We start from the raw sequence: 22,805 nt of genomic DNA on the forward strand, positions 1-22,805 counted from the left end.
CCGGTACCGTCGCACACATTACATCGAAGGTCGCCGGTACCGTCGCAGCGGCTGCATTCATCCTTTTCGTTTGCCATTGTCGGAATACCTGGCCACACCGAGCCTGTTCCGTCACATCGACTGCACGAGATATATTCATCTCCGCCACAACGTTTGCAATTCGGCATTTGCGAATCTCCATTGGCAATAAGGTTGAGTGGCAATAATTCTTAAACGCTAGCATTTGAAGATTTACACTTTCAACGATTTATCAAAATACGCGAGCGCGCTTATATTTTTACCCCAAATCTGCATCGCCTCCGCGAACGAGTAACCGAACTCGCGCGAGACGAGCAGATCGACGACGAATTCGCGCGCCTCCGCGGAACGCACTCCGAATACAGTGAGAGGCATCGCGCCGCATTTCCCCTGCACTGCTTCGCGCGCCGACATGCCGCGCGATCGCAAAGATGCGGGATCGAGAGAATGTCGCTGACGAGACGAAGCGATTTGGCCAATACCAATCCTTTCCGCGGCGCGTTCCAGCCCGGATTGTTGAAAGAAGGGGACGGAGCGCCGCAAGGCGCAAACATCGTCCTTTGTGGCGTTTCGCTCTCGCGAACGAAACGCGGGCGCCATGCAGCACTCCGTATCGGCGTTTTTCCGGCTTCGGGCCGCGCTTTTCGTGAAGCGCAAACAAGAACGCGCTTCTCCGTCAGCCGTGCTCCCGGCAGGCGAGTCTAGTCTCGCCGGGCGGTGCCCCGAAGCCGCTCCTGAACCCGCGCTGCGAACGCGAGGCGCAGAAGCGCCGCCTCCCGCTCCGCTCATGCGACGCCTCGCGAAGCGCCCTTCGTCGAGCAGGATTGACTAGGAATATATTCTTTGACTGTGGCAGGAGAATGGCTGACGATGAAAATATTCCGGTAAGGATGTCTTGGCGGTTCAAGACGGCTAAAAAATTAGCCGACCCTACAGGATTTCTCAGACGATTCGACAATCGTCGGCAACCCAGATTCTATTTGTCTTACCCGCATAAGAGCCATCGACAGCACATAAGCCAGAACTGTAAGTCCGGACTTGTGGGCCATCGCCTGCAGCTCCGAAGTCATATCGCCGATATAGGAAGCGACTTCGAGTTGGGAAGCGGTATATGCCTGCGAATCGTCTCGCACCGCTTCGTTATTTTGCGCCTTTCCTTCCAGAAACATGAGCCCTCCGAATCATTTGCCCTATGGCAGCGTAGGGAATCGTCCGGCAAAGGGGGTAAATCCGGTTTGCGCCGAAGATTACGGGAAACGGGAAATCGCCGCGAAAATTTGCGGGCACGTTCGGTCGAAAAAATCGAACAGAGCAAAATTTATCGGCCTGCTCACGATAAGTCCGCCTCGCGACACAAATTTTATCAAATTCGGATTGCCTTTGCGACGCGGTAAAAAATCGCGAAAATCAGGCTAAACGAACCGCTGGTTTGCCGGTCCGCGGAAAGATGAACTCGACATTCGCTTTCGCAAAAGCATCGCAAATCGAGGAGAGAGTATCCGCAATTCCCTCGGTTACGCCGTCATAGTCTTCAATTCTTCGGATCACGGAAGGTGAAATGCAGGCTGTATCCGCCAATTGCTGCACCGACCAGCGTGCTATGCCCCGCGCCGCCCTGATCTGTGCGCCGGTTATTCTGCAATTTTTCCCGCTGCATTTCGGAACGACTTTTTCGCCTTCAATATCTTCAGATACCGAGACGAACTCTTTCAAGTTGCTTTGATCGTCCAGAACCGGCGTCCAGATCGACCTGCGCCATCTGTATTCCCCATCTCGTTGCTTAATCCTGTGCTCTCTTATTACGAGTTGCCTGTTGTCGACTGCCTGCTTGAACGAAGCGAGCGTCGCTTGCACGTCCTCCGGATGAATCAGGTCTTTCCAGAGATACCCCAGCCGCCGATTCAATTCGTCATCGTGCTCTGGGCCGCTGCCGACGATGCCCGTAACGGCGCCGTCTGGACGAAGAATATTCACGATCAGTCCGGTGTAGCGTGTAATCGCCTCGAAACGCTTTTCCAGCAATTTTGTTTGCGCTTCCAGGCCAGCCTGCTCGGTGACATCGCATATCACACCGATCGAGCGGTCGGGCTTTCCGGCCGAATCGAATAGCATTTCGATATACTCCGCGATCACCCGCATAGTGCCGTCGTGGCGAATTACACGATAGCGCCGGGTGAGCGGCTTCGCAGCCTCGATATTAGCGTTTGCACGCTCGATACTCACGCGATCATCTGGGTGTTGCAGGCTTTGCAGGAGCGAGAAAGAAGGCTTATCGACCGCTGGATCAAGATCAAGAATTGTGAACATCCCACGAGACCAATACATCTCGTCGGAGCCGAGCCTGCGCTGCATCAGCCCGCAATGAAGTCGTGATTCGAGAAACCGCACGAGCCAAATCTCACTCGTGCTCACGTTCGCGAAAAATTCCAACACGATCTGCCTCCACATCCCTGCGGCAGTCAAAGCGGAACTCTGCTCTCGAATACTGTGATTATTCGAGAGTGAGTCAAGCATTTCAGGAGAGAGCGAGTGTCACAGCGCCGTGAGGTGGCGGCCTCCAGCACGCGGATCAAGCCCGCGATGCTTTGCAAAAATCACTGTTCTCATTTGCCGCATTTCTTCGCCATCGAACAAAGATTTAGTTTCGTCAGATAACGAACAGCGGCGGGAATAAATTGATTGAATGCAAAAAGCTAGTAGGCAGTTATGCATACCGCGATGCACCTTAATGAAATTTGCTGGGATCGGAGGTATCTGGCTCCGACGTTTAGTTCTTCAACCGGTATCCGGTCCTGAAAATCCACCAGATGATGGCAAGGCATGCGAGAAGGAACACCAGCGTCATCGCAATGCTTACGCTTACGTTCACGTCGGCGACTTCATAGAAGCTCCACCGGAACCCGCTGATCAGATAGACGATGGGATTAAAAAAGGTCACGACCTGCCAGAACGGCGGCAGCACATTCACCGAATAGAATGCACCGCCGAGGAAGGTGAGCGGCGTGATGATGAGCAGCGGCACCACCTGCAATTTCTCGAAGCCGTCGGCCCAGATGCCGATGATGAAGCCGAGCAGGCTGAAAGTCACCGCCGTGAGCACCAGGAACGACAGCATCCAGAACGGATGCGCGATCTTCACCGGCACAAACAGATAGGAAGTCGCGAGAATGATGAGGCCGAGTACGATCGACTTCGTTGCCGCCGCGCCGACATAGCCGATCACGATTTCGATGAACGAGATCGGCGCGGATAGAAGTTCGTAGATCGTGCCGGTGAACTTCGGAAAGTAGATGCCGAAGCTCGCGTTCATCACGCTCTGCATCAGCAGCGTCAGCATGATGAGGCCCGGCACGATGAAGGAGCCGTAATCGACGCCTTCCATCGTGGTAATGCGCGAGCCGATGGCTGCACCGAACACCACAAAATAAAGCGAGGTCGAAATCACCGGCGCGAGAATGCTCTGCATCAGCGTGCGCGCGGTGCGTGCCATCTCGAAACGATAAATCGCGTGGACTGCGCGCCAGTTCATTTCGCGCCTCCATTACGATCGCCGTGTACAAGACCGACAAAGATTTCCTCAAGCGAACTTTGCTTGGTGGAAAGATCGCGGAACCGGATGCCAGCTTCGTTGAGAGACGCAAGCAGCCGGGTAATGCCAGTACGCTCTGCCTGCGTGTCATACGTATAAGTGAGTTCGTCGCCGGCCTGCGAAAGCGAAAGCTGCGCGCGGCCAAACAGATTTTCCGGCAGTGCGGAGAGCTTTTCCTGAAGCTGGAGCGTGAGGCGTTTCTGGCCGAGCTTACGCATCAGTTCCTTCTTCTCCTCGACGAGGATGATCTCGCCCTTGGAGATGACGCCGATGCGGTCGGCCATATCTTCGGCTTCTTCGATGTAATGCGTGGTGAGAATGATGGTGACGCCCGACGCGCGCAGATCGCGCACCACTTGCCACATATCCTTGCGCAACTCGACATCGACACCCGCAGTTGGTTCGTCGAGGAACAAAATCTTCGGCTCGTGCGAGAGCGCCTTCGCAATCAGCACGCGCCGCTTCATGCCGCCGGAAAGCGTCATGATCTTGTTGTCTTTCTTGTCCCAGAGCGACAGGTCTTTGAGAATCTTCTCGATATAGGCCGGATTCTTCGGCTTGCCGAACAGCCCGCGGCTGAACGAGACCGTCGCCCACACGGATTCGAAGGCGTCGGTCGTAAGTTCCTGCGGCACCAGTCCGATCATTTCGCGCGCGGCGCGAAAGTCCGTGACGTTGTCGTGTCCGTCGACCCGCACCGTGCCTTTGCTCGGATTGATCGTACCGCAGACGATCCCGATCAGCGTGGTCTTGCCCGCGCCGTTGGGGCCGAGCAGCGCGAAGATTTCGCCGCGGCGAATTTCGAGATTGATGTTCCGGAGCGCATCGAAGCCGGTGGCGTAGGTCTTCGATAGCCCGGAGATTTGAATGATCGGCTGCATGAAAAACTATGTATCTGTACGGATGCGAGAGCAGATGGCATGTGTACCGCCGTTTCGCAATGCATCGGCGGGACGGAATGCAGCAACGCACGCGGGCGACGGCCATGCGTAAATTTCATGCGAATTCTCCGGAAGATTCGTCCGGTCCAAGATTGGCCGCAATGCGGCCCCTCACTCCCGCCGCGATTCACTTTTCATTCCCCAGAGGAAACTTCCCATGCTCAAGATTTTCCGCGCGGCCGCCCTCGCGCTGACCGCGCTGGCTTTCGCCGCGGCGCCCGCTGCCGCGCAGGACGGCCCGAAAGAGATCAAGCTGACCGAGAAGCAGGTACAGAGCTACATCGCAGCGCAGAGCGACATCAACGCGGTGACGTCGCAGATCAAGGGCGACAAACCCGACCCGAAACTGCTCGCGCAGCTTGAAGCCGCTGCCAAGAAGCACGGCTTCGCCAACCTTGATGAACTGGACGCCGTTTCCGTCAGCATCAACCTGATTTTCGCAGGCCTCGATCCGAAGACGAAGACGTTCATCCAGCCGGCCGAGCAGATCAAGCGCGAGATCGCAGAAATCGAAGCGGACAAATCGATCCCGGCCCCTGAGAAGAAGCAGGCGCTGGAAGAACTCAACAGCGCGTTGAAGAACGTGAAGCCGGTCCAGTATCCGGAAAACATCGAGCTGGTGAAAAAGTACTACGACAAAATCGAAGCATCTATGCCGAAGGGCTAGACCCGCATATCGCACATTTCGCGAAACGAAAAACCCGCCGTAGACGGCGGGTTTTTTGTTGATTTCGCGACGATCAGGCGACGCGCGCAGGTGCCTTCAACGCGGCCGCCGCCGCGGCATGAATGTAAAGCCCGCGTTTCTCCGGCATCGGCACGAACAGTTTGGTCAGGCCTACCACCGTTTCGGCCGCGCCGAGCAGCAAATGGCCGTCCGGCGCGAGACTGCGCGCGATCCGCGTCAGCACGCTTTCTTTCGTCGTCGCATCGAAATAGATCAGCACATTCCGGCAGAATACAGCGTCGAACACGCCAAGGCTGGAGAAGTTATCCAGCAGGTTCAGCTTGCGGAACTGCACCATGTCGCGCAATTCCTGCGCAATGCGCCACTGATCGCCGTCCTGCTTAAAATATTTCAGAAGTAACTGGATCGGCAATCCACGTTGCACCTCGAATTGCGTGTAGAGGCCGCTTCGCGCCTTTTCCAGCACATCATTGGAAATGTCGGTCGCGATAATGTCGATCTTCCAGCCCGCGAATTGCGCCGGCCGCTGCTTGATCATCATGGCAAGCGAATACGGCTCCTGTCCCGTCGCCGCTGCAGCACACCAGATGCGCATGCGCTTCGCCTCGGCGCGGTTTTTCAGCAGCGCGGGGATGACAGTGTCCTCGAAACGCTCGAACGGCGTTTTGTCGCGGAAGAAGAACGACTCGTTGATCGTCATCGCTTCGGTAACGCGTGCGCGCAGTTGCTCTTCCGTGGCCTGTTTCAGTTTCGCAACCAGTTCGCCGATGGAGCCGCAATTGCGTTCGCGCGCGATCGGCTGCAGGCGGCTCTCCAGCAGATACTGCTTGTCGCCCGCGAGCTGGAGACCGGAGCGCTCCTTCAGGAGCTTGCTCAGATAAGCGTAATCCTGCGGCGTCACGAGCGTTCTCCTGAAATAATCCTGAGCGTGCGCGCGGCGATCTCACCGAGCGGCAGTACGGCGCAGCACGCACCGGAATTCGCTACCGCGCCCGGCATTCCCCAGATAACGCTGGTGGCTTCGTCCTGCGCGATGATGTTGCCGCCATTATCGGCGATCGATAGCGCGCCCTTCTTGCCGTCGGTGCCCATGCCCGTCAGCACGATGCCGACAGCGCGTCCGTCAAGCGCGTGCGAAGCCGACATGAACAAGGCGTCCACCGCCGGCTTGCAGAAATGAATCGGCGCGCCGTCGTCGATCAGGACTTCCGGTCCGGTATCGCGGCGGATCAGCGCAAGGTGTTTGCCGCCAGGGGCGACGTAGATCATGCCGGGTTTTAGCGGCTCGCCGTTGATTGCTTCGCGCGCAGGCTTGCCAGCGGCACGGCCAAGATGTTCGGCGAGCGTAGCGGTGAAAATCGGCGGCATGTGCTGCACGATCAGCACCGGCACGCGGTCCACGGCCGGCGCCAATCCCTTGAGCAAAGTGTGCAACGCTTGCGGCCCGCCGGTGGACGAACCAATCAGAATGGCGCGCGGCGCAATTCTCGAAACCGCGCGCAGCTTGATTTCGTTCGCTGCCGCCTGCTGCGCGAAGGCTTGCGGCAATCGCGGCTCGCGGCGCACGAGCGGTTGAACCTGCGCGATGCGCTTGCCGAGATGACGGATTTTATCGATCAACTCGCGGCGAAAATCTTCGGAAGCGGTGATGACACGATTGATGTCGGGCTTCGGCACGCAATCGGCGGCGCCTAGCGACAGTGCTTTCAGCGTGATTTCCGCGCCGCGCCGCGTCAGTGTCGACGCCATGATCACCGGCAAGCCCGGCTTGCGCGCGAGCAGCTCCTTCAGGGTGGCGATGCCGTCGAGTTCCGGCATCTCGATGTCGAGCAGCACGACATCCGGCCGCGCCGCCTCCGCCTGTTCCAGCGCCTCGCGCCCGTTCTTGCAGACGCGTACAACTTCCATGTCGGATTCCACGCCGATCCAGCGCGAAATCAGCCCGCGCACGACCACCGCGTCGTCGACGATCATCACCCGGATCGGAGACGCGGTTCTGGCAGCAGGCAGCGGACGCGGTATGGGCATGAAACGGAAATTCCGGGGTTACGGACGTGAAGCGGCGGCGATGACGCGCGCCGCCTCAGATCAGCCCGACTTCCTGGAATTTCGCTTCGACGATTTCCTTGTCGAACGGCTTCATGATGTATTCGTCCGCGCCGGCATGCATCGCACGCGCGATGTGCGCGAGGTCGTTTTCCGTCGTGCAGAAAACCACCTTCGGCTTGTCGCCGCCCGGCATGGCACGAAGCGCCCGCAGGAAGTCGAAGCCGTCCATAACCGGCATGTTCCAGTCGAGCAGGATCGCATCGGGCATCTGCTTGGTGCAGGTGTCGAGCGCCTGACGTCCGTCGGCGGCCTCCATCACGGTGAAGCCGAAATTTTCCAGGATGCGCCGCGCTACTTTGCGGATCACGCTGGAGTCGTCGACAATAAGACAGTGTTTCATTTCGAATATCCTTCTCGTCTTTCGTTCACGCCGCGAGCGTGCCGGTTTGCAGATCGAATACGCGGTCGATGTCGAGCACGACCATCAAGCGGTCTTCGAGCCGGTGCAGTCCCGTGGAGACCTGCGCCCAACCGGCCGGCATGTTGATGGGATTGGCGTCGAGCGACGCCGCGGGCAGTCTCAGCACTTCGCCCATCGAGTCGACCAGCAACCCGTAGGCTTCTCCTCCGTAATCGATGCCAATGGCGATGCGCGCCGCCTTCTCGCCGGCTGCAATGCCGAGGCGGCGACGCATGTCGATCGCCGTCACCACGCGGCCGCGCAGATTGAGTACGCCCGCAACTTCGGGCTGCGCCAGCGGCACGGCGGTGATCTTGCCGATTTCGAATACGTCGTGGACCTGATGGATCGGAATGCCAAACAACTGCCCGGCGATCCACGCGGTCACATATTCCGTTTCGTTCGTGCTCGCGGTCATGCGGCCTCCTGCATGTCCACGGAAAGCGTTTTCAGCGCCTGCAACAACCCGCGGCGATCGAACTTCGCGACATAACCGGCCATACCCGCGCGCTCGCTGCGCACGACTGCATTGTTATTGATGGTCGAGGAAAGACCAATCACCGGAATTTGCGCGAGCCGCGCGTTCCCACGCAGCGCTTCCGAGAAGGCATAGCCGTCCATGTCCGGCATCTCGATATCGGTCACGATAACATCGGCGTTGCCTGAGCGATCCAGCGCGGAAAGTGCATCCTTTGCATTGGCATAGACCGCGACTTCATATCCCGCGGCCTGCAAGACCGGCGCGAGCATGTTGCGGAAGAACGCGGAGTCATCCACCAGCACGAGGCGCTTGCGCAGTTGCGCACCGCCCTGCTTGCGGTGGAACCAGTCGGCGAAGCCGAGCGGCAGGAAGTGCGCAATATCGACGATCTCGGTCGCCTGCCCGCGCACGATGGCGGAACCAATCATGCCATCGCTCTCGCTTCCCACGCGGATTTCGAGGCGGTCCTCGACGATGTCGACGATCTCGTCGACAATCAGCGCGACCGAGCGTCCGCCATCGGTGAATACGAGTAGCGGCTGCTTGCCTTCGCTGACCAGCTTGCAAGCCGGATCGACCGGAACCAGCGGCATCAACCCGCCGCGATATTGCACCATCGTGCGATTGCCGGAGCGCTCGATCTTCGTAGCGTCGATTACTTCGAGGCGCGTCACCAGCGAGAGCGGCACGGCTTTCAGCGAGTCGCTGCCCGCCCTGAACATCAGGAGCGAAACCGGACGCGAAGCCTCGTCTTCGTCCTGCACTTTCTCTTTCGCGAAGTCGTCGATGATGCGCTCCTCGCGCGTCGCACCGATCGTCTCCGCGATCCCGTTCGGGTCGAGAATCATGATGACGGAGCCGTCGCCGAGAATCGTGTTGCCGCCGAGCACCTTGATATGGCGCAGCTTGGAAGCCATCGGCTTCACGACGATTTCTTCGGTTTGCAGCACGTCGTCCACGATGACGCCGAACACGCTGGCACCGACCTGCATCACGACCACGAAGGATTCTTCCTGCACCTTCATCGCGCCGGGCAGCTTCAACATCTTGCCAAGCGAAAGCAGCGGAAGGAGCTTGTCGCGCAGGCGCAGCACCGGCGCATCGTTGATGGTTTCGACCGTGTTCGCGCTGCCAGCGCCACGATGCACGAGTTCGACCACCGCAACCTGCGGAATCGCAAAACGCTCGCCATGCGCTTCGACGACCAGCGCCGGAACGATGGCGAGGGTCAGCGGAATCTTGATCGTGAACGTGGAACCGCGGCCCGGCGTCGAGCGCAGGTCGATGGTGCCGCCGATCTGGTCGATGTTCGTCTTCACAACATCCATGCCGACACCGCGGCCGGAAACGCTCGTCACTTTCTCGGCGGTGGAGAAGCCAGGCGCGAAGATCAGCTTCTGCAACTGCGCTTCCGTCGGCCGGTCGTTCTCGCCGATCAGGCCCGACGCGATGGCGCGCTTGCGGATTTTCTCGGTATTCAGCCCGCGGCCGTCGTCGGCGATTTCGATGACGATCTGCCCGCTCGCCTGATAGGCGGAGAGCCGGATCGTGCCGTGCACGGGCTTGCCGGCGGCGCGGCGATCTTCCGTGCTTTCCAGTCCGTGGTCCGCGGAATTGCGGACCATGTGGGTCAGCGGGTCGCGGATGATGTCGAGCACCTGCCGATCGAGTTCGGTCTCGGCACCGTGCATCTCCAGTTCGATTTCCTTGCCGAGTTCGTGGCCGAGATCGCGCACGATGCGCGGCAGCTTGGCCCATGCATTGCCGATCGGCTGCATGCGCGTTTTCATGACGCCTTCCTGCAACTCGGCGGTCACGTTCGAGAGCCGCTGCAGCGGCACCTTGAATTCGCTCTCCGAATGACGGCGGACGATTTCAAGCAACTGGTTGCGCGTCAGCACCAGCTCCGAAACCATCGTCATCAGCTTTTCGACCGTGTCGACCGAGACGCGCAACGTCTGCACACCGCCCGGCGCGGTGTCGGGATGACGGCGCTCGCCCATGCGGCGGTCAGAACCGTCGCGCTTTTCCTTTTCCTCGCCCGGACCCGGCGTTTCGCGGAACGCGCGCTCCAGTTCGTCGAGCGAGACTTCGCCGGGCTTCAGTGGACGCTCCAGCACCTGCGGGCTGAGCGAGCCGACCGTGATTTCTTCCGCGGGCGGCGGCGCATCCACGCCGGCAATCGCCATCTGTTCGAGCTGCACGATGAGATCGCCGTCCGAACCGGCCGGTTCGCTCTGAGTCTTTTCCAGTTCGGCGAGAATTTCTTTCAGGCGGTCGATGGTCGCCAGCACCAGCGACACCGCTTCCGGCGTGACCTGCGCGCCGTCGCGGAATTTGCCCATCACCGTTTCAGCGGCGTGCGCCAGCGCTTCGAGTCGCGGCAGTCCGATGAAGCCGCAGGTACCCTTGATGGTGTGAACCAGCCGGAAAATGCGGCCCAGCATCTCGGCGTTGTTCGGCTCCTGCTCGAACCGGACCAACTCGACGTCAACGACGTCGAGGCTTTCGCTGGTTTCGGCGAGAAACTCCTGAAGCAGGTCGTTCATGGCGGCCGCGCATATCCAAAAAGCGGACCTGCGCGCGTTTCCCGCACAGTCCGCGAAGCTGCGGCCAGTATGGGTAGCGGGGGGTTAACATTGCTTAAAACAGGGGCGCCTTAGCGGTAGCCCTGAACCGTCGAAACCCTTGAATCGAAGGGCTTATTGAGCGCTCAGCGTCGCCCCTGCGCTGTCGGCGGCAAGCACCGCCTTCATGCCCTCGGCGCGGGCCAGCACCCCCGTATAGAAGGGCTGGATCGACTGGGCGTTGACCGTCTCGGCGGGCGTGCCGGAGAGCAGCGCCTCAACCGCCGGATGGACCACGACCCGCGAGCCTTCGACCCGCACCGTGAAGCCCATACTCTCACCGGAGCCGATCGGGTCGATGGTCATGGTACCGCCGCGCGGGATCATCGCGCCCGCGATGACGATGAGGTTGAGGAGCAGCTTCACGCGGTTTTTCGGAAGCAGCGTCTTGGGGATGTTGAAGGCGACCTTGGTCCCCGGCTCGAACACGCCGCGGGCCAGGTCGGCCACGTCGCCGACATCGATCTGCGCGCCTGCCGAACCGGCGGCGCCAAAGGCGATCCGCGCGAATTCCAGCTTCGCGGTCGCGCTCTCCGCGCTTTGCCGGATCAGCTTGTAGGCTTCCTCGCGGGACTCCGGCTTCTGGTCCATGTCGACCAGTTGAAAGCCGTTCTTGATCGCCGCGACCGGATTGATGAGGTCGTGGCAGACCTTGGAGCAAAGCAGGGCCGCAAGATCGAGGGAGGAAAGTTCGACGGGAGCGCTCATGCTCCAAGCCCTATGCGATTCGGCGCGCTTTGGTCGAGCGGGCCGTGCAGTGCCATGATAAGGCACGGCATCACCCCGGAGCGGAAATGAATCGAACCGAGCGAGCGCGCGTATTGGCCGGCATGGTGGAAGCCGCGGCGCGCGCCGGCACCCGTATCCGCGAGATGGCTGCAGCCGGGGTGGTCGCGCGCTCCAAGCCGGACTCCAGTCCCGTCACCGAAGCCGACGAGGCGGCGGAAGCGATCATCGAGGAATACCTCGCGAAGCTGCTGCCGGGCGTGCCGGTGGTCGGCGAAGAATCCTATGCACGCGGCGTGAAGGTGAAGCCGGGCAGCAGTTTCTTTCTCGTCGATCCCATCGACGGTACGCGCGAGTTCATGGCAAAGCGCGACGAATACACCGTCAACATCGCGCTCCTGATCGACCACTCGCCCGCGCTCGGCGTGATCTATGCGCCCGCGCTGGCCGAACTGTTCGCCGGCGGCGCGAACGGCGCGTTCCGCCTCGCGCTTGCGCCGGGCATGGAAGTTTCGCGGGCGGAACAGACAGAGATACGGGTTCGCCCAAAACCGAAAGAGCCGGTCGCAGTCGTCAGCCGTTCGCATCCCGACAGCGCGACGCAGGCATGGCTGAAGCAGCGCGGCATCACGCAGACGATCAAGGTCGGCTCGTCTTTGAAGTTCGCGCGCGTCGCCGAAGGCAAGGCCGACGTCTATGCGCGGCTCGCTTCCATCAGCGAATGGGACATCGCCGCCGGTCACGCGCTGGTGCAGGCGGCAGGCGGCATCATGCGAACGCCGCAAGGCAAGCCGCTGCATTACGGCAAACGCAGCGAAGGCTATGAGGCGGAAAGTTTCGTCGCTTCCGCCGTCGCGTTCTAGGGCACCAGCTTCTTCTTCACTTCTTCCCACTGCGCGCGCGCCGCCTTGGTGCGGGCAGGCACGTTTGCGAGGAAGCGTTCGCGATGCTCGACGCTGGAGAACAGGAACAGTTTGTCGCCCGCGATCGCGAACAGCGCGGGGTTGCCGGGCACCGGATAGCCTTCCTCGATCGCGAGCGGATCGTAGCCGCCGAATTCCGGGACATAGAGTGCGGGCGAAGCCTCGAAGGCGGCGCGGTTGGCCGCGCTGGCGAAGCGCCAGACCAGTCCGCCGAAACGCAGCTCGTAGTCGTCTCGCCCTTCCTGCGGCTTGCCTTCGATGAAGTAGGAGACCGGGTCGATGCCGTAGAGCGCCGCGCCCGACCTGGGATCGCTGACAATCATTTCGGTGGTCGAGGCCCTGAGCGCGCCCATGCCGAACAGCAGGCTCAACAGCAACGCCAGTCCGCCCGATCCCAGCTTCCGCGCCATGTCCGCGATTCCCTTCCCGGCCCAAAGGCGCGAGACTCCGCGCCGTGGGCTTTGATTCGGCGAATGTAGGTGGCGTGGGTATGCGGCCCGTTAAGGCCCCGCTCCGGGCCTGAAAAGGGCGCATTTCCTGCCGAGGCATAGGCCCGACCGATCTGCCGGAGAGACAACATGCTGTTACGGGCTATCCCCCTCGTGCTTGCCGCGCTGTTCGCTGCCGCTCCCGCGTCCGCGCAACAACCCCAGCCCAACAACTATCGCCAGACCTATTCCAACAACGAGGTAGTCGACGCGGGTCACCGCTTCTTCGGCACCACCTCGCGCGAGCTTGCCCTGCTGGTGGAGCGCGCGACCCGGCAATGGGGCCAGCCCAACGGCTACATCCTCGGCGAGGAAGGCGGCGGCGCGATCACCGTCGGCCTGCGCTACGGCGAAGGCACGCTCTACACCCGCAATGCCGGCGACCGCCGGGTATTCTGGCAGGGTCCGTCCATCGGTTTCGACGTGGGCGGCGAAGGCGCGCGCGTCATGATGCTGGTCTACAACCTGCCCGCCATCGATGCGCTCTGGAACCGTTACGTCGGTATTTCCGGCTCGGCCTATTTCGTGGGCGGCCTCGGCATGACGGCGGTAACGTGGGACCGCGTCGTGATCGTCCCGATCCGCTCCGGCGTTGGACTGCGGCTGGGGGCCAATGTCGGCTACCTGAAATTCACCCCGACTTCGACGTGGAATCCGCTTTGACGCGATTACGGCATTAACGCCGCCGTTCAATTTCGCGTTTCCGTAAGCCGCCCGCTGCCGCAGACCGTGGCGGCGGGCGTTTCCTTGTTCTATGGTGCGCGCCACGGGGCAGGTGTTGCGTGATCCGAGCGTATAAAACCGTCATACAAATGGAGCCGGGCGCATGATCGAAGCGATCATGTATTTCGCGCTGGGCTTTCTCGGCGCTTCTCTCATCGCGCTTGTGGTGTTGTCCGCGGTCTGGCATCGCGCGGTCCGCCTCACGACCAAGCGCATCGAGGGTGCGATTCCCGTTTCCATGTCGGAGATCCAGGCCGACAAGGATCAGCTCCGCGCCGAATTCGCGATGAGCACGCGCCGCCTCGAGAACAGCGTCGAACAGCTCAAGTTCAAGACCACCGAACAGTTCGCCGAGATCGGCCGCAAGAGCGAAAGCATCCGCCTGCTCAAGAACGAGGTCGAGGAAAAGACCGCGAAGATCATGGCGCTCGACGCGCAGGAACGCACGCTGCGCGACAAGCTCCACTCGACCGAAGAAGAACTCGCCGCGAAATCGCGGATGCTGAGCGAGGCGGAAGCGGCCCTCGCCGCCAAGAACACCGAACTCGCCAATATCGAACGCACGCTCGCGGGCGTGAATGCCGAGTCCGACAGCCGTCAGGTCGAGATCGTCGCGCTCACCACCCAGCGCGACACGCTGAAAGAGCGCATCGAAACGCTCGAACTCGAAATCGCGGCGACCGAGCACCGGCTCGCGGAAGAACGCGACGCCGCGCAGGCTGCGGCCGACGCGCTCTCGCATGAAAAGAACAACGTCGAGGACCTCTCAACGCGCCTGCGCGAAATGGAAGGAATGTTCGCCGCCAGCAAGCGCGAGGCGGAAGCGCTCGCCGAAAACATCGAGGCGCTGAAGAACGAGGCGCACAAGGCAGCCGGACTGGCCGAGCAGCGCGAGCAGGAATTGCAGCACCGTCTGGCCGAGCGCGAAGCCGAACTGAACGGCGAGCTTCGCAACGCCGTCGAACTCGCGGAACAACGCGAAGCCGAAATGGAATTACGCTTCACGCAACGCCTCGCCGAACTGAATGAGGAAGCGCGCAAGGCCTCCGACGTTTCCGAAAAGCGCGAGCGCGAACTCGCCGTACGTCTCGCGGAGCGCGAAGCGGAACTGCATGCACATCTGGCGAAGCGCGAGGCCGATCTCCTCGCGCAGAGCAAGAGCCGCGAAGCGGATCTGGAGCGCATGCTCGAGAAATCCGAAATTCAGGCGATGGCCCAGATCGCGGAGCGCGAAAGCAAGCTGTCGTCTGCGCTGGATGAAATCGAGCGCAACCGCGCGGAAGCGCGCGTGATGCACGACAAGATCGAGCAGGCCAGCGCCTCCTTCCACGCGACCATCGAAACGCTGCGCGCCGAGAAGGCGCAGCTCGAAGGCGCGATGAACCAGATGCGCGAGGAGCGCGGCAAGCTGGACGCGGAACTCGCGCACCTGCGCAGCGAAGCGGAAAAAAGCTGGGCCGAGGAGCGGGTCGAGAACGCGCTGCTGCGCGAGCGCATCAACGATGTCGCGGCGGAAGTCGCGCGCCTCGTCGCCAACATGGAGGGCGTGGATTCGCCGATCGAGCGGATTCTGGCCGCCGACGCCGCACAGACCAACGGCCACCATAATGGCGACACCAACGGCGACAGCCGCGTTTCGCTGGCCCAGCGCATCCGCAACCTGCAAAGCCGCCCGCGCTAAACCGCCGCCCGTGCAGCGCTTGGCGGCAGCCTCCCTTTCCGCGTAAGGTCATACCGCCGCTGCGCGCGGCCCGCCGGAGAAGGCGGTTTTTCGCCCGCCTGCCGCTCGATGGAGCGAAAGCCGCGGCGCTCTCAGAAGAAAACAACCAGGCGCGGAAGCGCCGCTGGAGGATTTTGTCATGAAGCGTCGGCTTCTGCTTCGCGTTGCGTTGTGCGCGCTCGCGTTCGTTGTTGCATTTCCCCTCACCACGCCCGTCAAGGCGCAGGATAATCCGCCGATCGTCGTGTTCGCCGCGGCGAGCCTCAAGAATGCGCTCGATGAGATCGCGGCCGAATGGTCGAAGGCGAACAAGGTTGAAGTGAAGATCAGCTATGCGGCCAGCTCCGCGCTCGCAAAGCAGATCGAGAACGGCGCCCCCGCCGATCTCTTCATCTCGGCCGACCTCGACTGGATGGACTACGTCGAGAAGAAGAACCTCGTACGCAAGGGCACGCGCATCAGCCTGCTCGGCAACACGCTGGTCCTGATCGCGAGCAAGGACGCTCCGGTCAAGGAAGTGAAAATCGCCCCCAACTTCGATCTCGCGAAGCTGCTCGGCAACGGCCGCCTCTCGATGGCCGCGACCGCGACCGTCCCCGCAGGAAAATACGGCAAGGCCGCGCTGGAAAAGCTCGGCGTATGGAAGTCGGTGGAAGGCAAGATCGCCGAAGCCGAGAACGTCCGCGCGGCGCTGGCCTTCGTCTCGCGCGGTGAGGCACCTTACGGCATCGTCTATCGCACCGACGCTGTCTCGGAAAAGGGCGTCACCATCGCCGGCACTTTCCCGGCCGGGACGCACGAGCCGATCATTTATCCGTTCGCCATCCTGGAAAGCTCGAAGAACCCGAAGGCGGCGGATTTCCTGAAGGCGCTCAACTCGGCATCGGCGCGCGCGATTTTCACGAAGCACGGCTTCGCGACGCTCGTCACCGCACCGACCAACTAAACTTGCGGAGGGAAACCATGAAAATCAGTGCCCGTAACCAGATCGCAGGCAAGGTTACTGCCGTGACCAAAGGTGCAACCACCGCCCACGTCAAAATCGACATCGGCGGCACCACCATCACCGCGTCGATTACGAACGAAGCCGTGGATGAACTCGGCCTGAAGACCGGCAGCTCGGTCAAGGCCATCATCAAGGCTTCCGACGTCATGGTCGGCGTGGACTGATTTTCGCGGACGTACCTGTGTTCGAATTTACCGCAGAAGAAATCGACGCGATCCGCCTGAGCCTGTGGGTCGCGTCGATCGGTATTCTGGCGAGCCTGCCGCTCGGCATGTTCGTGGCTTATGCGCTCGCGCGCTGGCGTTTTCCGGGGAAGATCATCCTCGACGCGCTGGTGCACATGCCGCTCGTCCTGCCGCCGGTCGTCACCGGCTACATCCTGCTGATCCTGTTCGGACGCAAAGGTCCGATCGGCGCATGGCTGGAGCAGACCTTCGGCCTCGTATTCTCGTTCCGCTGGACCGGCGCGGCGCTCGCGGCCGCGGTGATGGGCTTCCCGCTGATGGTGCGCGCGATCAGGCTTTCGCTAGAGAGCACCGACCGCCGCCTGGAAGACGCCTCGCGCACGCTGGGCGCGAATGGCCTCGTGACCTTCTTTCTCGTGACGCTGCCCCTCGCCCTGCCCGGCATCCTCGCCGGCCTCGTGCTTTCCTTCGCGAAAGCACTCGGCGAATTCGGCGCGACCATCACCTTCGTCTCGAACATCCCCGGCGAGACGCGCACGCTGCCCTCTGCGATCTATACCTTCACGCAAATACCGGGCGGCGACGCGGGCGCATTCCGGCTCGCAGCCGTCGCCATGGTCATCGCGCTCGGCGCGCTGGTGATTTCGGAAATACTGGCACGCAAGACCGCTGCGCGGATCGAAGGCTGACGCATGTTCGATGTTTCCGTCGCCGCCACGCTCGGCGAATTCGATCTCGACGTTTCGTTCAAAAGCGAAACGATGGTGACCGCGCTGTCCGGCCCCTCCGGTTCGGGCAAGTCCAGCATCGTCGCGGCGATTGCAGGCTTGTTTCGTCCGGCGCGCGGAAAGATCGTCGTCAACGGCCGTACGTTGTTCGACAGCGAGGCACGCATCGACCTGCCCGCACACAAACGTGGCGTGCGCATCGTGTTTCAGGAAAGCCGCCTGTTCCCGCATTTCACGGTGGCGCAGAACCTGATGTTCGGACGTTGGCTCGCAGGCAGGAAGCGCGACGCGCAGTTCGACGAGATCGTCACGCTCCTCGGCATAGAGCCGCTGCTCGCCCGCCGCCCGCGCAAACTCTCCGGCGGCGAGCGCCAGCGCGTCGCCATCGGCCGCGCGCTGCTGGCCGAACCGCAGGCGCTGCTCCTCGACGAACCGCTCGCTTCCCTCGACGCGGGACGCAAGGACGAGATCATCCCCTACCTGACGCGGCTGGTGACGGCGGCGAAAATCCCGATCCTTTATGTCAGCCACGCCCGCGACGAGATCGAGCGTCTGGCGCAGACCATCGTGAAGATCGACGGTGGGCGGGTGACGGGGGTGGAGCGGCGTTGAATATTTTTAACCCTCCCCCTTGCGGGGAGGGTCGGCGAGCAAAGCTCGCCGGGGTGGGGGAGCGCGTAGCTCGAGCAGTATGGATTCGACTACGCCGTCCAGGTTTGCGTTCACGTCGTTATTCCAGAAGCGCAGCACACGAAATCCATGGCGCTTCAGGTAACCGTCGCGAGACATATCCTTTAGAATATTTGTATCAGCCGCGTGCTGACCGCCATCTATTTCGATCACCAATCGTTTCTCAAAGCATACGAAATCAACAACGAAACGATCGATGGGAGCTTGCCTTCGAAAATGAAAGCCATGCGAATGCCTGAGCATTCGCAAGCGTCGCCACACGGCAAGCTCCTGCGGAGTCAGATTATTGCGAAGTTTTCGCGCAACTTCGTTTGCCACACCCCACCCGGCTTCTCGCTACGCTCGAAGCCACCCTCCCCGTCCAGGGGAGGGTGCGCATAATACATAAGCATCAAGCGATCTTCACCAGCAACTTCCCGAAGTTCTTGCCCTTGAGAAGACCCATGAACGCCTCCGGTGCGTTCTCCAGACCGTTCACCACGTCCTCGCGATACTTGATGCGCCCTTCGCGCAGCCACTGGCCCGCCTCGCGATAGAAGTCGCCGGCCTGTTCCGCGAAGTCCCATACGATAAAGCCGCGGAAGGTCAGCCGCTTCGTCAGGATGGCGCGGATCAGCAAAGGCGTACGATCAGGTCCTTCGGGGAGCGCCGTCATGCTGTAGTTCGCGATCACACCGCAAACCGGCACGCGGGCGAAATCGTTCAGCAGCGGGAAGACCGCATCGAATACCTTGCCCCCGACATTCTCGAAGTAAACGTCGATACCCTTCGGGCAGGCCTCGACCAGCTTCTTCGCCATGTCCGGATCGCGATGATCGACTGCCGCGTCGAAGCCCAGTTCGTCGATGAGGTATTTGCATTTGTCGGCACCACCCGCGATGCCGACCGCCCGGCAGCCTTTCAGCTTGGCGTACTGGCCGACAAAGGAGCCGACCGCCCCGGAGGCGGCAGCGACTACAACGGTCTCGCCTTGCTTCGGCATGCCGATGTTGCGCATACCGAGATAGGCGGTCATGCCCGGCATTCCGAGCACGCCCAGCGCGGTCTGCACCGGCGCGGCCTTCGGATCTAGCTTGCGCAGATCGGAACCGTTCGAAAGCGCGTAGTCCATCCAGCCCGTGTAAGAGAGCACGATGTCTCCGGGCACGAATTCGGGGCGGTTGGATTTGACCACTTCGCTGACGGTGCCTGCCACCATAGGCTCCCCGACCTCGACCGGACTGGCATAGGACTTCGCCGCGCTCATGCGCCCGCGCATGTAAGGGTCGAGCGACATCCAGAGATTCCGTAACAACACCTGCCCTTCCTTCGGTTCGGGAATGGGCGCGGTCTCGAGCCGGAAGTGTTCGGGCTTCGGCTCGCCTTCGGGGCGCGAGGCAAGGACGATACGGCGGTTCTGTTGTGCGGACATGGCGATACGCTTCCAACTCCCTTTGGCTTCGTTCTGTTTTTGTGAGGCGGCGAGTATGCGTCAGAGCTTTCGCATTGCCAAATACGTCGCCATCGAATTGGGGAAGGCCGTGAAATGCAGTTGACGGCGAATCGGACGCAAGGGCTAATGTACGAATTCCGAATTTCGCGGCAGACCATAAAGGGGAATCCAGATGGCAAAGCGTGCAAAGAAGAAAAAGGCGAAGAAGGCCAAAAAGAAAAAGGCAAAAAAGGTAAAGGCCAAGAAGGCTGCGCCCAAAGCCAAGAAGAAGAAAGCCAAGCGCAAGAAGGGCCGCCGCACGGTCCTCTACAGCTCGAAGGGCAAGAAGCTCTACGCAGTCCGCGACGCAGGCGGAAAGTTCAAGGACATCCAGTCCTACAAGCGCGCGCATGGCATGGACATCAAGCGCAACGCCAAGGCCGAAGACGCGCCCGCAAGCTGAGCGGCGGAATTCAAAAGGAAAACGCCGGCCCTAGAGGCCGGCGTTTTTGTTTTCGCTTCGCAGTAGCCGGGCCTGTGCCGGCTGCTCTCTCAGGTCAAATCGCCGACAGCTTGTACGCCGTGCCGTAGCGCCCGAAGTCGTGGCTGGTAATGCCGTGCATGTTGCTACCCTGATATTTGGGGAGCGGTTGCACCACGGTCGCCTTCACCACAACAACCTCGCCCGCCTTCACGAGACCCGCATGGATCGCGGCGGTCGCGACATTGGAGTCGCCGGTATAAGTGCCGGTACCCCAGACCTGCCCTTCGGGATTGCCCTTCACGCGGAAGTAATAGCTCGCGCCGATCTGGTCGCCGAGTTCAAGCATCGTGTTCGGCGCTTCTCCCGCGAGAAAGCCCTGCTCCAGCAGCGCGTGGATCTGCTTGCGCGTGAGTTGCCCGCGCCGGTCGAAATATTGAACGAGTTCCTGCACGACTTTCACGAGCGGCCTCCCTGCATCGTAATCATATGTCCGTAGGACGGACGAAACGAAGGATTGCCCTGCGCGGTGAGCACCCACAGGACGCCGTAGGGCATCTCGTCCTGCGGATAGAGGATGTCGCCGTCGGTGATGACCACGACGGCGGTGATGCGCGGATCTTCGGCCAGCGCGCGCATGGCGGGGGTAAGATCGCTGCCACCATAGCCGCTGACCTGATACTGCGAGAGTTCCTGCGGCGAGAGCACCTCGTCGCTGGTGACTTCGGCATCGCATTGCACGAGGCGGATTTCATCGACCGAAACCGCGTCGCAGAAGTCCGCGATCGCGCCGAGCGCATAGGGGATCGCCTCGGTCATCGAGCCGCTGGAATCGAGCACGACGTTCAGCATCCACGACTCGCGCTTGCGGCCGGGCAGCACGATGTCGCCGCGCACCGCCTCCCGTCGCGAAGGCCGCGAGAACGTGCGCTCGCCCGGGGCAACCGACTCCATCCATTTCTGCAACGCCATTTCCCATGGCGTGCGGTAGACACCGCGCAGCGCGGTGACCGCCTGCACGGTGCCGCCGCTCGCGGAACCCCGCCCCTGCGCCGCGCCCATGGCCTTGCCGAGCGCATTCGAACGCGCGGCGGCAGCCCGCACCTTCTTGATGGCGTCCTGCTGGTCGCCCTTGCAGTCCGGAAACATCTCGCGCTCGCGCTCGGCACTGAGCACGTCGCCCGGCTCCTCGCCTTCCTGCTCGCTGCTGCGGTCCGGCGAAGCGGGATCGAGGGCATTGCGGGCCGATGTCTCCTTCCCGTTCCAGACCTGCGTGCGCGACTGGATTTCGTTGCCGCGCTTGCGCATCTCCAGCACGATCTGCTCGGCGGATTTTTCCTTCGCGCCGGGCATGTCGAGGCCGCCCGCCGGGACATAGGTGAAGCCGAGTTCGGCGCGCAGGATGTCGTTGATGATGTAATCGTGCGCGTAGTTGAACTCGAGCCGCCCCGAACCGCGGGCGCGGTCGTGGGTCAGCAGCGCAAGATGCATCAGTTCGTGCGCGAGCACGAAGATCAGCTCGTTCTCCTTCAGCTTGGCGGTGAACTGCCGGTTCGCGATCATCCGGCCAGAGGCGAAGATGCCCATGGTCGGAATCCGGTCGTCGATCTCCGGGCGCACCGCCGCGGCCAGCCCGGCCAGGTGCGGCATCGGCACCGTGACCAGCTTCAGTCCGCGCCGGATACGCGCAAGCGTCTGCTCGATGGAAGGGACGTCGCTCATATCGAGGTGACTTCCTTCAAGAGCTTCAGCATCGCCTTGTCCGCGCCGAGCGCGCCCCACGGCTCCACCAGTTCGCTGATGACGGTGAGCCGTGCTTCCGCCGGCAGGCTTTCGAGGAACTTGTTCACCGCGCGCGGCTTCAGGTTCGCGAGCTTGCCGTCGCGCAGGTTCTGCCGGATGCAATTCAGGACGAACCAGCGCGCCGCATCGGTTTTCGGCAACAGGTCCGGCTTGTTGATGTAGTCCTCGATCGGCTGCATCTGGCCGATGGATTCTTCCGCCAGCGCGCAGAACACGGCTGCGTCTTCCGCCGACAGCCGCCCGAAGGCGAGCGCGCGGCGCGACTCGTCGTTGAGCACGCCGGCCTGCTCCGCCATGTCGAGCGCGCGGGAGAACTGCGCCCATGCACGCGGTGTCGAGAACGGCACCGGATCGGCCGGGACCTCGCGCATCAGCGCGTCGGGCATGTAGGAGATGAACGCGCGCACGTCGGCACGCACGCCGTTCTTCGCGGCCCACGCCTGCCATTCGGAGACGTCGGCGCGCAGGTGCAGGATGGTGACGCGGTTGACCAGCGCCGAACTCATGGCGCGCACAAGCGCGCGGTCCTGCGCGCGGTTACCGGCGGCAACGACCCAGGTGCCCTTCGGCAACTGGTGCTCGCCGAGGCGGCGCTCCAGCAGCAGCGAATAGAACGCCTTCTGCACGTCCGGCGCGCAGGCGGGCAGTTCGTCGAGGAACAGGCAGAACGGCTCCGGGTTTTCGGGCAGCAGGATGCGCGGCGGGCAGAACACCGAGCGCTCGCCCACAATGCGCGGGATGCCGCTGACGTCTTCCGGGGCGATCTGGGTGCCGAGCAGCGAGCGGCACGGCAGCCCGGCCTCGGCGGCCGCCTGATAGACGATGTCCGATTTGCCGATGCCCGGGGGCGAGAGCAGAAGAAAGCTCTGCTCGTGGGCCATGCATTGCACCAGCTTCTTGGCTTGATGCAGCGTGATGCTTTCGTCGCGAACCCGGACCGGTGCGTTCATGATGCTTCCCTCTATCCACCCGGAACGGGCGGTCGGCGGCATCTAGGAAGGCGTTTCGGGCAGCGCTATAGCGGCGCGCGAAATTTCTTTTGGATTCGCGTGTGGGTTGCGGCCTATA

The 22,805-nt window shown here is 61.8% G+C and carries 26 protein-coding genes; 9 read left to right on the plus strand and 17 right to left on the minus strand.

What is annotated here, in order from left to right; translation table 11 throughout:
- Nucleotides 1-231 precede the first annotated feature (231 nt).
- From KF794_11995 to KF794_12015, 5 genes are all read right to left on the minus strand, one after another.
- The gene (locus KF794_11995; GenBank protein QYK44485.1) at nt 232-618 is read right to left on the minus strand and encodes a hypothetical protein; all 387 of its coding nucleotides are present in this window, start codon (nt 616-618) and stop codon (nt 232-234) included.
- Nucleotides 619-938: 320 nt separating this feature from the next.
- Complete coding sequence (locus tag KF794_12000) at nt 939-1,187, minus strand: hypothetical protein (protein QYK44486.1); 249 nt, start codon at nt 1,185-1,187, stop codon at nt 939-941.
- Nucleotides 1,188-1,425: 238 nt separating this feature from the next.
- A complete protein-coding gene (locus tag KF794_12005; GenBank protein QYK44487.1) occupies nt 1,426-2,451 on the minus strand; it encodes a PAS domain-containing protein in 1,026 nt (341 codons plus the stop codon).
- Nucleotides 2,452-2,785: 334 nt separating this feature from the next.
- Complete coding sequence (locus KF794_12010; protein ID QYK44488.1) at nt 2,786-3,547, minus strand: ABC transporter permease; 762 nt, start codon at nt 3,545-3,547, stop codon at nt 2,786-2,788.
- Nucleotides 3,544-4,488, minus strand: coding sequence for an ABC transporter ATP-binding protein (locus tag KF794_12015; GenBank protein ID QYK44489.1), 945 nt, complete (start codon nt 4,486-4,488; stop codon nt 3,544-3,546). The genes KF794_12010 and KF794_12015 overlap by 4 nt, the downstream gene beginning before the upstream one ends.
- 217 nt (nt 4,489-4,705) lie before the next feature.
- On the opposite strand from KF794_12015, the gene KF794_12020 reads away from it, so the two are divergent.
- Nucleotides 4,706-5,215, plus strand: a complete 510-nt coding sequence (locus tag KF794_12020) for a hypothetical protein (GenBank protein QYK44490.1) — start codon at nt 4,706-4,708, stop codon at nt 5,213-5,215.
- A gap of 73 nt (nt 5,216-5,288) precedes the next feature.
- Here the strand turns inward: KF794_12020 and KF794_12025 are convergent, their stop codons facing one another.
- From KF794_12025 to KF794_12050, 6 genes are all read right to left on the minus strand, one after another.
- Nucleotides 5,289-6,137 (minus strand): protein-glutamate O-methyltransferase, encoded by an 849-nt coding sequence (locus KF794_12025; GenBank protein ID QYK44491.1) that lies wholly within the window; start codon nt 6,135-6,137, stop codon nt 5,289-5,291.
- Nucleotides 6,134-7,264, minus strand: coding sequence for a chemotaxis response regulator protein-glutamate methylesterase (locus KF794_12030; GenBank protein ID QYK44492.1), 1,131 nt, complete (start codon nt 7,262-7,264; stop codon nt 6,134-6,136). The genes KF794_12025 and KF794_12030 overlap by 4 nt, the downstream gene beginning before the upstream one ends.
- A gap of 55 nt (nt 7,265-7,319) precedes the next feature.
- Nucleotides 7,320-7,685 carry a response regulator gene (locus tag KF794_12035; GenBank protein ID QYK44493.1) on the minus strand — a complete coding sequence of 122 codons (366 nt, stop codon included), beginning with the start codon at nt 7,683-7,685 and terminating at the stop codon, nt 7,320-7,322.
- Between the two features lie 25 nt (nt 7,686-7,710).
- Nucleotides 7,711-8,163: a chemotaxis protein CheW gene (locus KF794_12040; GenBank protein ID QYK44494.1), complete on the minus strand. Its 453-nt coding sequence runs from the start codon at nt 8,161-8,163 to the stop codon at nt 7,711-7,713.
- Nucleotides 8,160-10,775 carry a hybrid sensor histidine kinase/response regulator gene (locus KF794_12045; protein QYK44495.1) on the minus strand — a complete coding sequence of 872 codons (2,616 nt, stop codon included), beginning with the start codon at nt 10,773-10,775 and terminating at the stop codon, nt 8,160-8,162. Before KF794_12045 ends, KF794_12040 begins: the two co-directional genes overlap by 4 nt.
- A gap of 153 nt (nt 10,776-10,928) precedes the next feature.
- Nucleotides 10,929-11,561, minus strand: coding sequence for a histidine phosphotransferase (locus KF794_12050; protein ID QYK44496.1), 633 nt, complete (start codon nt 11,559-11,561; stop codon nt 10,929-10,931).
- Nucleotides 11,562-11,647: 86 nt separating this feature from the next.
- Between KF794_12050 and cysQ the strand changes: the two genes are divergently transcribed.
- Nucleotides 11,648-12,442, plus strand: coding sequence for a 3'(2'),5'-bisphosphate nucleotidase CysQ (gene cysQ / locus KF794_12055; GenBank protein ID QYK44497.1), 795 nt, complete (start codon nt 11,648-11,650; stop codon nt 12,440-12,442).
- On the opposite strand, the gene KF794_12060 is transcribed toward cysQ, so the two are convergent.
- Nucleotides 12,439-12,912, minus strand: coding sequence for a hypothetical protein (locus tag KF794_12060; GenBank protein QYK44498.1), 474 nt, complete (start codon nt 12,910-12,912; stop codon nt 12,439-12,441). The genes cysQ and KF794_12060 overlap by 4 nt on opposite strands.
- Nucleotides 12,913-13,080: 168 nt before the next feature.
- Between KF794_12060 and KF794_12065 the strand changes: the two genes are divergently transcribed.
- The 6 genes from KF794_12065 to modC all read left to right on the plus strand — a co-directional run bounded on the left by KF794_12065 (nt 13,081) and on the right by modC (nt 17,964).
- The gene (locus KF794_12065; GenBank protein QYK44499.1) at nt 13,081-13,653 is read left to right on the plus strand and encodes a DUF1134 domain-containing protein; all 573 of its coding nucleotides are present in this window, start codon (nt 13,081-13,083) and stop codon (nt 13,651-13,653) included.
- A gap of 163 nt (nt 13,654-13,816) precedes the next feature.
- Nucleotides 13,817-15,394: a hypothetical protein gene (locus tag KF794_12070; GenBank protein QYK44500.1), complete on the plus strand. Its 1,578-nt coding sequence runs from the start codon at nt 13,817-13,819 to the stop codon at nt 15,392-15,394.
- A 178-nt stretch (nt 15,395-15,572) separates the two neighbouring features.
- Nucleotides 15,573-16,379, plus strand: a complete 807-nt coding sequence (modA, locus tag KF794_12075) for a molybdate ABC transporter substrate-binding protein (protein QYK44501.1) — start codon at nt 15,573-15,575, stop codon at nt 16,377-16,379.
- A gap of 17 nt (nt 16,380-16,396) precedes the next feature.
- Nucleotides 16,397-16,603, plus strand: a complete 207-nt coding sequence (locus KF794_12080) for a TOBE domain-containing protein (protein QYK44502.1) — start codon at nt 16,397-16,399, stop codon at nt 16,601-16,603.
- Between the two features lie 17 nt (nt 16,604-16,620).
- Nucleotides 16,621-17,313: a molybdate ABC transporter permease subunit gene (gene modB / locus KF794_12085; protein ID QYK44503.1), complete on the plus strand. Its 693-nt coding sequence runs from the start codon at nt 16,621-16,623 to the stop codon at nt 17,311-17,313.
- Between the two features lie 3 nt (nt 17,314-17,316).
- Nucleotides 17,317-17,964, plus strand: coding sequence for a molybdenum ABC transporter ATP-binding protein (gene modC / locus KF794_12090; GenBank protein ID QYK44504.1), 648 nt, complete (start codon nt 17,317-17,319; stop codon nt 17,962-17,964).
- 6 nt (nt 17,965-17,970) lie between these two features.
- On the opposite strand, the gene KF794_12095 is transcribed toward modC, so the two are convergent.
- Both KF794_12095 and KF794_12100 read right to left on the minus strand, forming a co-directional pair.
- Complete coding sequence (locus KF794_12095) at nt 17,971-18,360, minus strand: endonuclease domain-containing protein (protein ID QYK44505.1); 390 nt, start codon at nt 18,358-18,360, stop codon at nt 17,971-17,973.
- 73 nt (nt 18,361-18,433) lie between these two features.
- Nucleotides 18,434-19,453, minus strand: a complete 1,020-nt coding sequence (locus KF794_12100; protein ID QYK44506.1) for an NADP-dependent oxidoreductase — start codon at nt 19,451-19,453, stop codon at nt 18,434-18,436.
- A gap of 193 nt (nt 19,454-19,646) precedes the next feature.
- Between KF794_12100 and KF794_12105 the strand changes: the two genes are divergently transcribed.
- The gene (locus KF794_12105; protein ID QYK44507.1) at nt 19,647-19,916 is read left to right on the plus strand and encodes a hypothetical protein; all 270 of its coding nucleotides are present in this window, start codon (nt 19,647-19,649) and stop codon (nt 19,914-19,916) included.
- A 94-nt stretch (nt 19,917-20,010) separates the two neighbouring features.
- On the opposite strand, the gene KF794_12110 is transcribed toward KF794_12105, so the two are convergent.
- The 3 genes from KF794_12110 to KF794_12120 are packed head-to-tail and all read right to left on the minus strand — an operon-like array spanning nt 20,011 to nt 22,687.
- On the minus strand, nt 20,011-20,397 hold the full coding sequence (locus tag KF794_12110) for a hypothetical protein (protein QYK44508.1): 387 nt from the start codon (nt 20,395-20,397) through the stop codon (nt 20,011-20,013).
- Nucleotides 20,394-21,656: a hypothetical protein gene (locus tag KF794_12115; GenBank protein QYK44509.1), complete on the minus strand. Its 1,263-nt coding sequence runs from the start codon at nt 21,654-21,656 to the stop codon at nt 20,394-20,396. The genes KF794_12110 and KF794_12115 overlap by 4 nt, the downstream gene beginning before the upstream one ends.
- Complete coding sequence (locus KF794_12120; GenBank protein QYK44510.1) at nt 21,653-22,687, minus strand: AAA family ATPase; 1,035 nt, start codon at nt 22,685-22,687, stop codon at nt 21,653-21,655. The genes KF794_12115 and KF794_12120 overlap by 4 nt, the downstream gene beginning before the upstream one ends.
- Between the last annotated feature and the right edge of the window lie 118 nt (nt 22,688-22,805).

Source organism: Xanthobacteraceae bacterium (genome assembly GCA_019454205.1).
Taxonomy (GTDB): domain Bacteria; phylum Pseudomonadota; class Alphaproteobacteria; order Rhizobiales; family Xanthobacteraceae.

Coding starts and splice junctions, on each gene's coding strand:
- KF794_12065 (QYK44499.1), top strand. CDS start 13,081: ATGCTGTTACGGGCTATCCCCCTCGTGCTTGCCGCGCTGTTCGCTGCC.
- KF794_12040 (QYK44494.1), bottom strand. CDS start 8,163: ATGACCGCGAGCACGAACGAAACGGAATATGTGACCGCGTGGATCGCC.
- KF794_12030 (QYK44492.1), bottom strand. CDS start 7,264: ATGCCCATACCGCGTCCGCTGCCTGCTGCCAGAACCGCGTCTCCGATC.
- KF794_12050 (QYK44496.1), bottom strand. CDS start 11,561: ATGAGCGCTCCCGTCGAACTTTCCTCCCTCGATCTTGCGGCCCTGCTT.
- KF794_12100 (QYK44506.1), bottom strand. CDS start 19,453: ATGTCCGCACAACAGAACCGCCGTATCGTCCTTGCCTCGCGCCCCGAA.
- KF794_12015 (QYK44489.1), bottom strand. CDS start 4,488: ATGCAGCCGATCATTCAAATCTCCGGGCTATCGAAGACCTACGCCACC.
- KF794_12120 (QYK44510.1), bottom strand. CDS start 22,687: ATGAACGCACCGGTCCGGGTTCGCGACGAAAGCATCACGCTGCATCAA.
- KF794_11995 (QYK44485.1), bottom strand. CDS start 618: ATGGCGCCCGCGTTTCGTTCGCGAGAGCGAAACGCCACAAAGGACGAT.
- KF794_12035 (QYK44493.1), bottom strand. CDS start 7,685: ATGAAACACTGTCTTATTGTCGACGACTCCAGCGTGATCCGCAAAGTA.
- KF794_12070 (QYK44500.1), top strand. CDS start 13,817: ATGATCGAAGCGATCATGTATTTCGCGCTGGGCTTTCTCGGCGCTTCT.
- KF794_12080 (QYK44502.1), top strand. CDS start 16,397: ATGAAAATCAGTGCCCGTAACCAGATCGCAGGCAAGGTTACTGCCGTG.
- KF794_12045 (QYK44495.1), bottom strand. CDS start 10,775: ATGAACGACCTGCTTCAGGAGTTTCTCGCCGAAACCAGCGAAAGCCTC.
- KF794_12115 (QYK44509.1), bottom strand. CDS start 21,656: ATGAGCGACGTCCCTTCCATCGAGCAGACGCTTGCGCGTATCCGGCGC.
- cysQ (QYK44497.1), top strand. CDS start 11,648: ATGAATCGAACCGAGCGAGCGCGCGTATTGGCCGGCATGGTGGAAGCC.
- KF794_12010 (QYK44488.1), bottom strand. CDS start 3,547: ATGAACTGGCGCGCAGTCCACGCGATTTATCGTTTCGAGATGGCACGC.
- modC (QYK44504.1), top strand. CDS start 17,317: ATGTTCGATGTTTCCGTCGCCGCCACGCTCGGCGAATTCGATCTCGAC.
- KF794_12000 (QYK44486.1), bottom strand. CDS start 1,187: ATGTTTCTGGAAGGAAAGGCGCAAAATAACGAAGCGGTGCGAGACGAT.
- KF794_12060 (QYK44498.1), bottom strand. CDS start 12,912: ATGGCGCGGAAGCTGGGATCGGGCGGACTGGCGTTGCTGTTGAGCCTG.
- KF794_12020 (QYK44490.1), top strand. CDS start 4,706: ATGCTCAAGATTTTCCGCGCGGCCGCCCTCGCGCTGACCGCGCTGGCT.
- modA (QYK44501.1), top strand. CDS start 15,573: ATGAAGCGTCGGCTTCTGCTTCGCGTTGCGTTGTGCGCGCTCGCGTTC.
- KF794_12105 (QYK44507.1), top strand. CDS start 19,647: ATGGCAAAGCGTGCAAAGAAGAAAAAGGCGAAGAAGGCCAAAAAGAAA.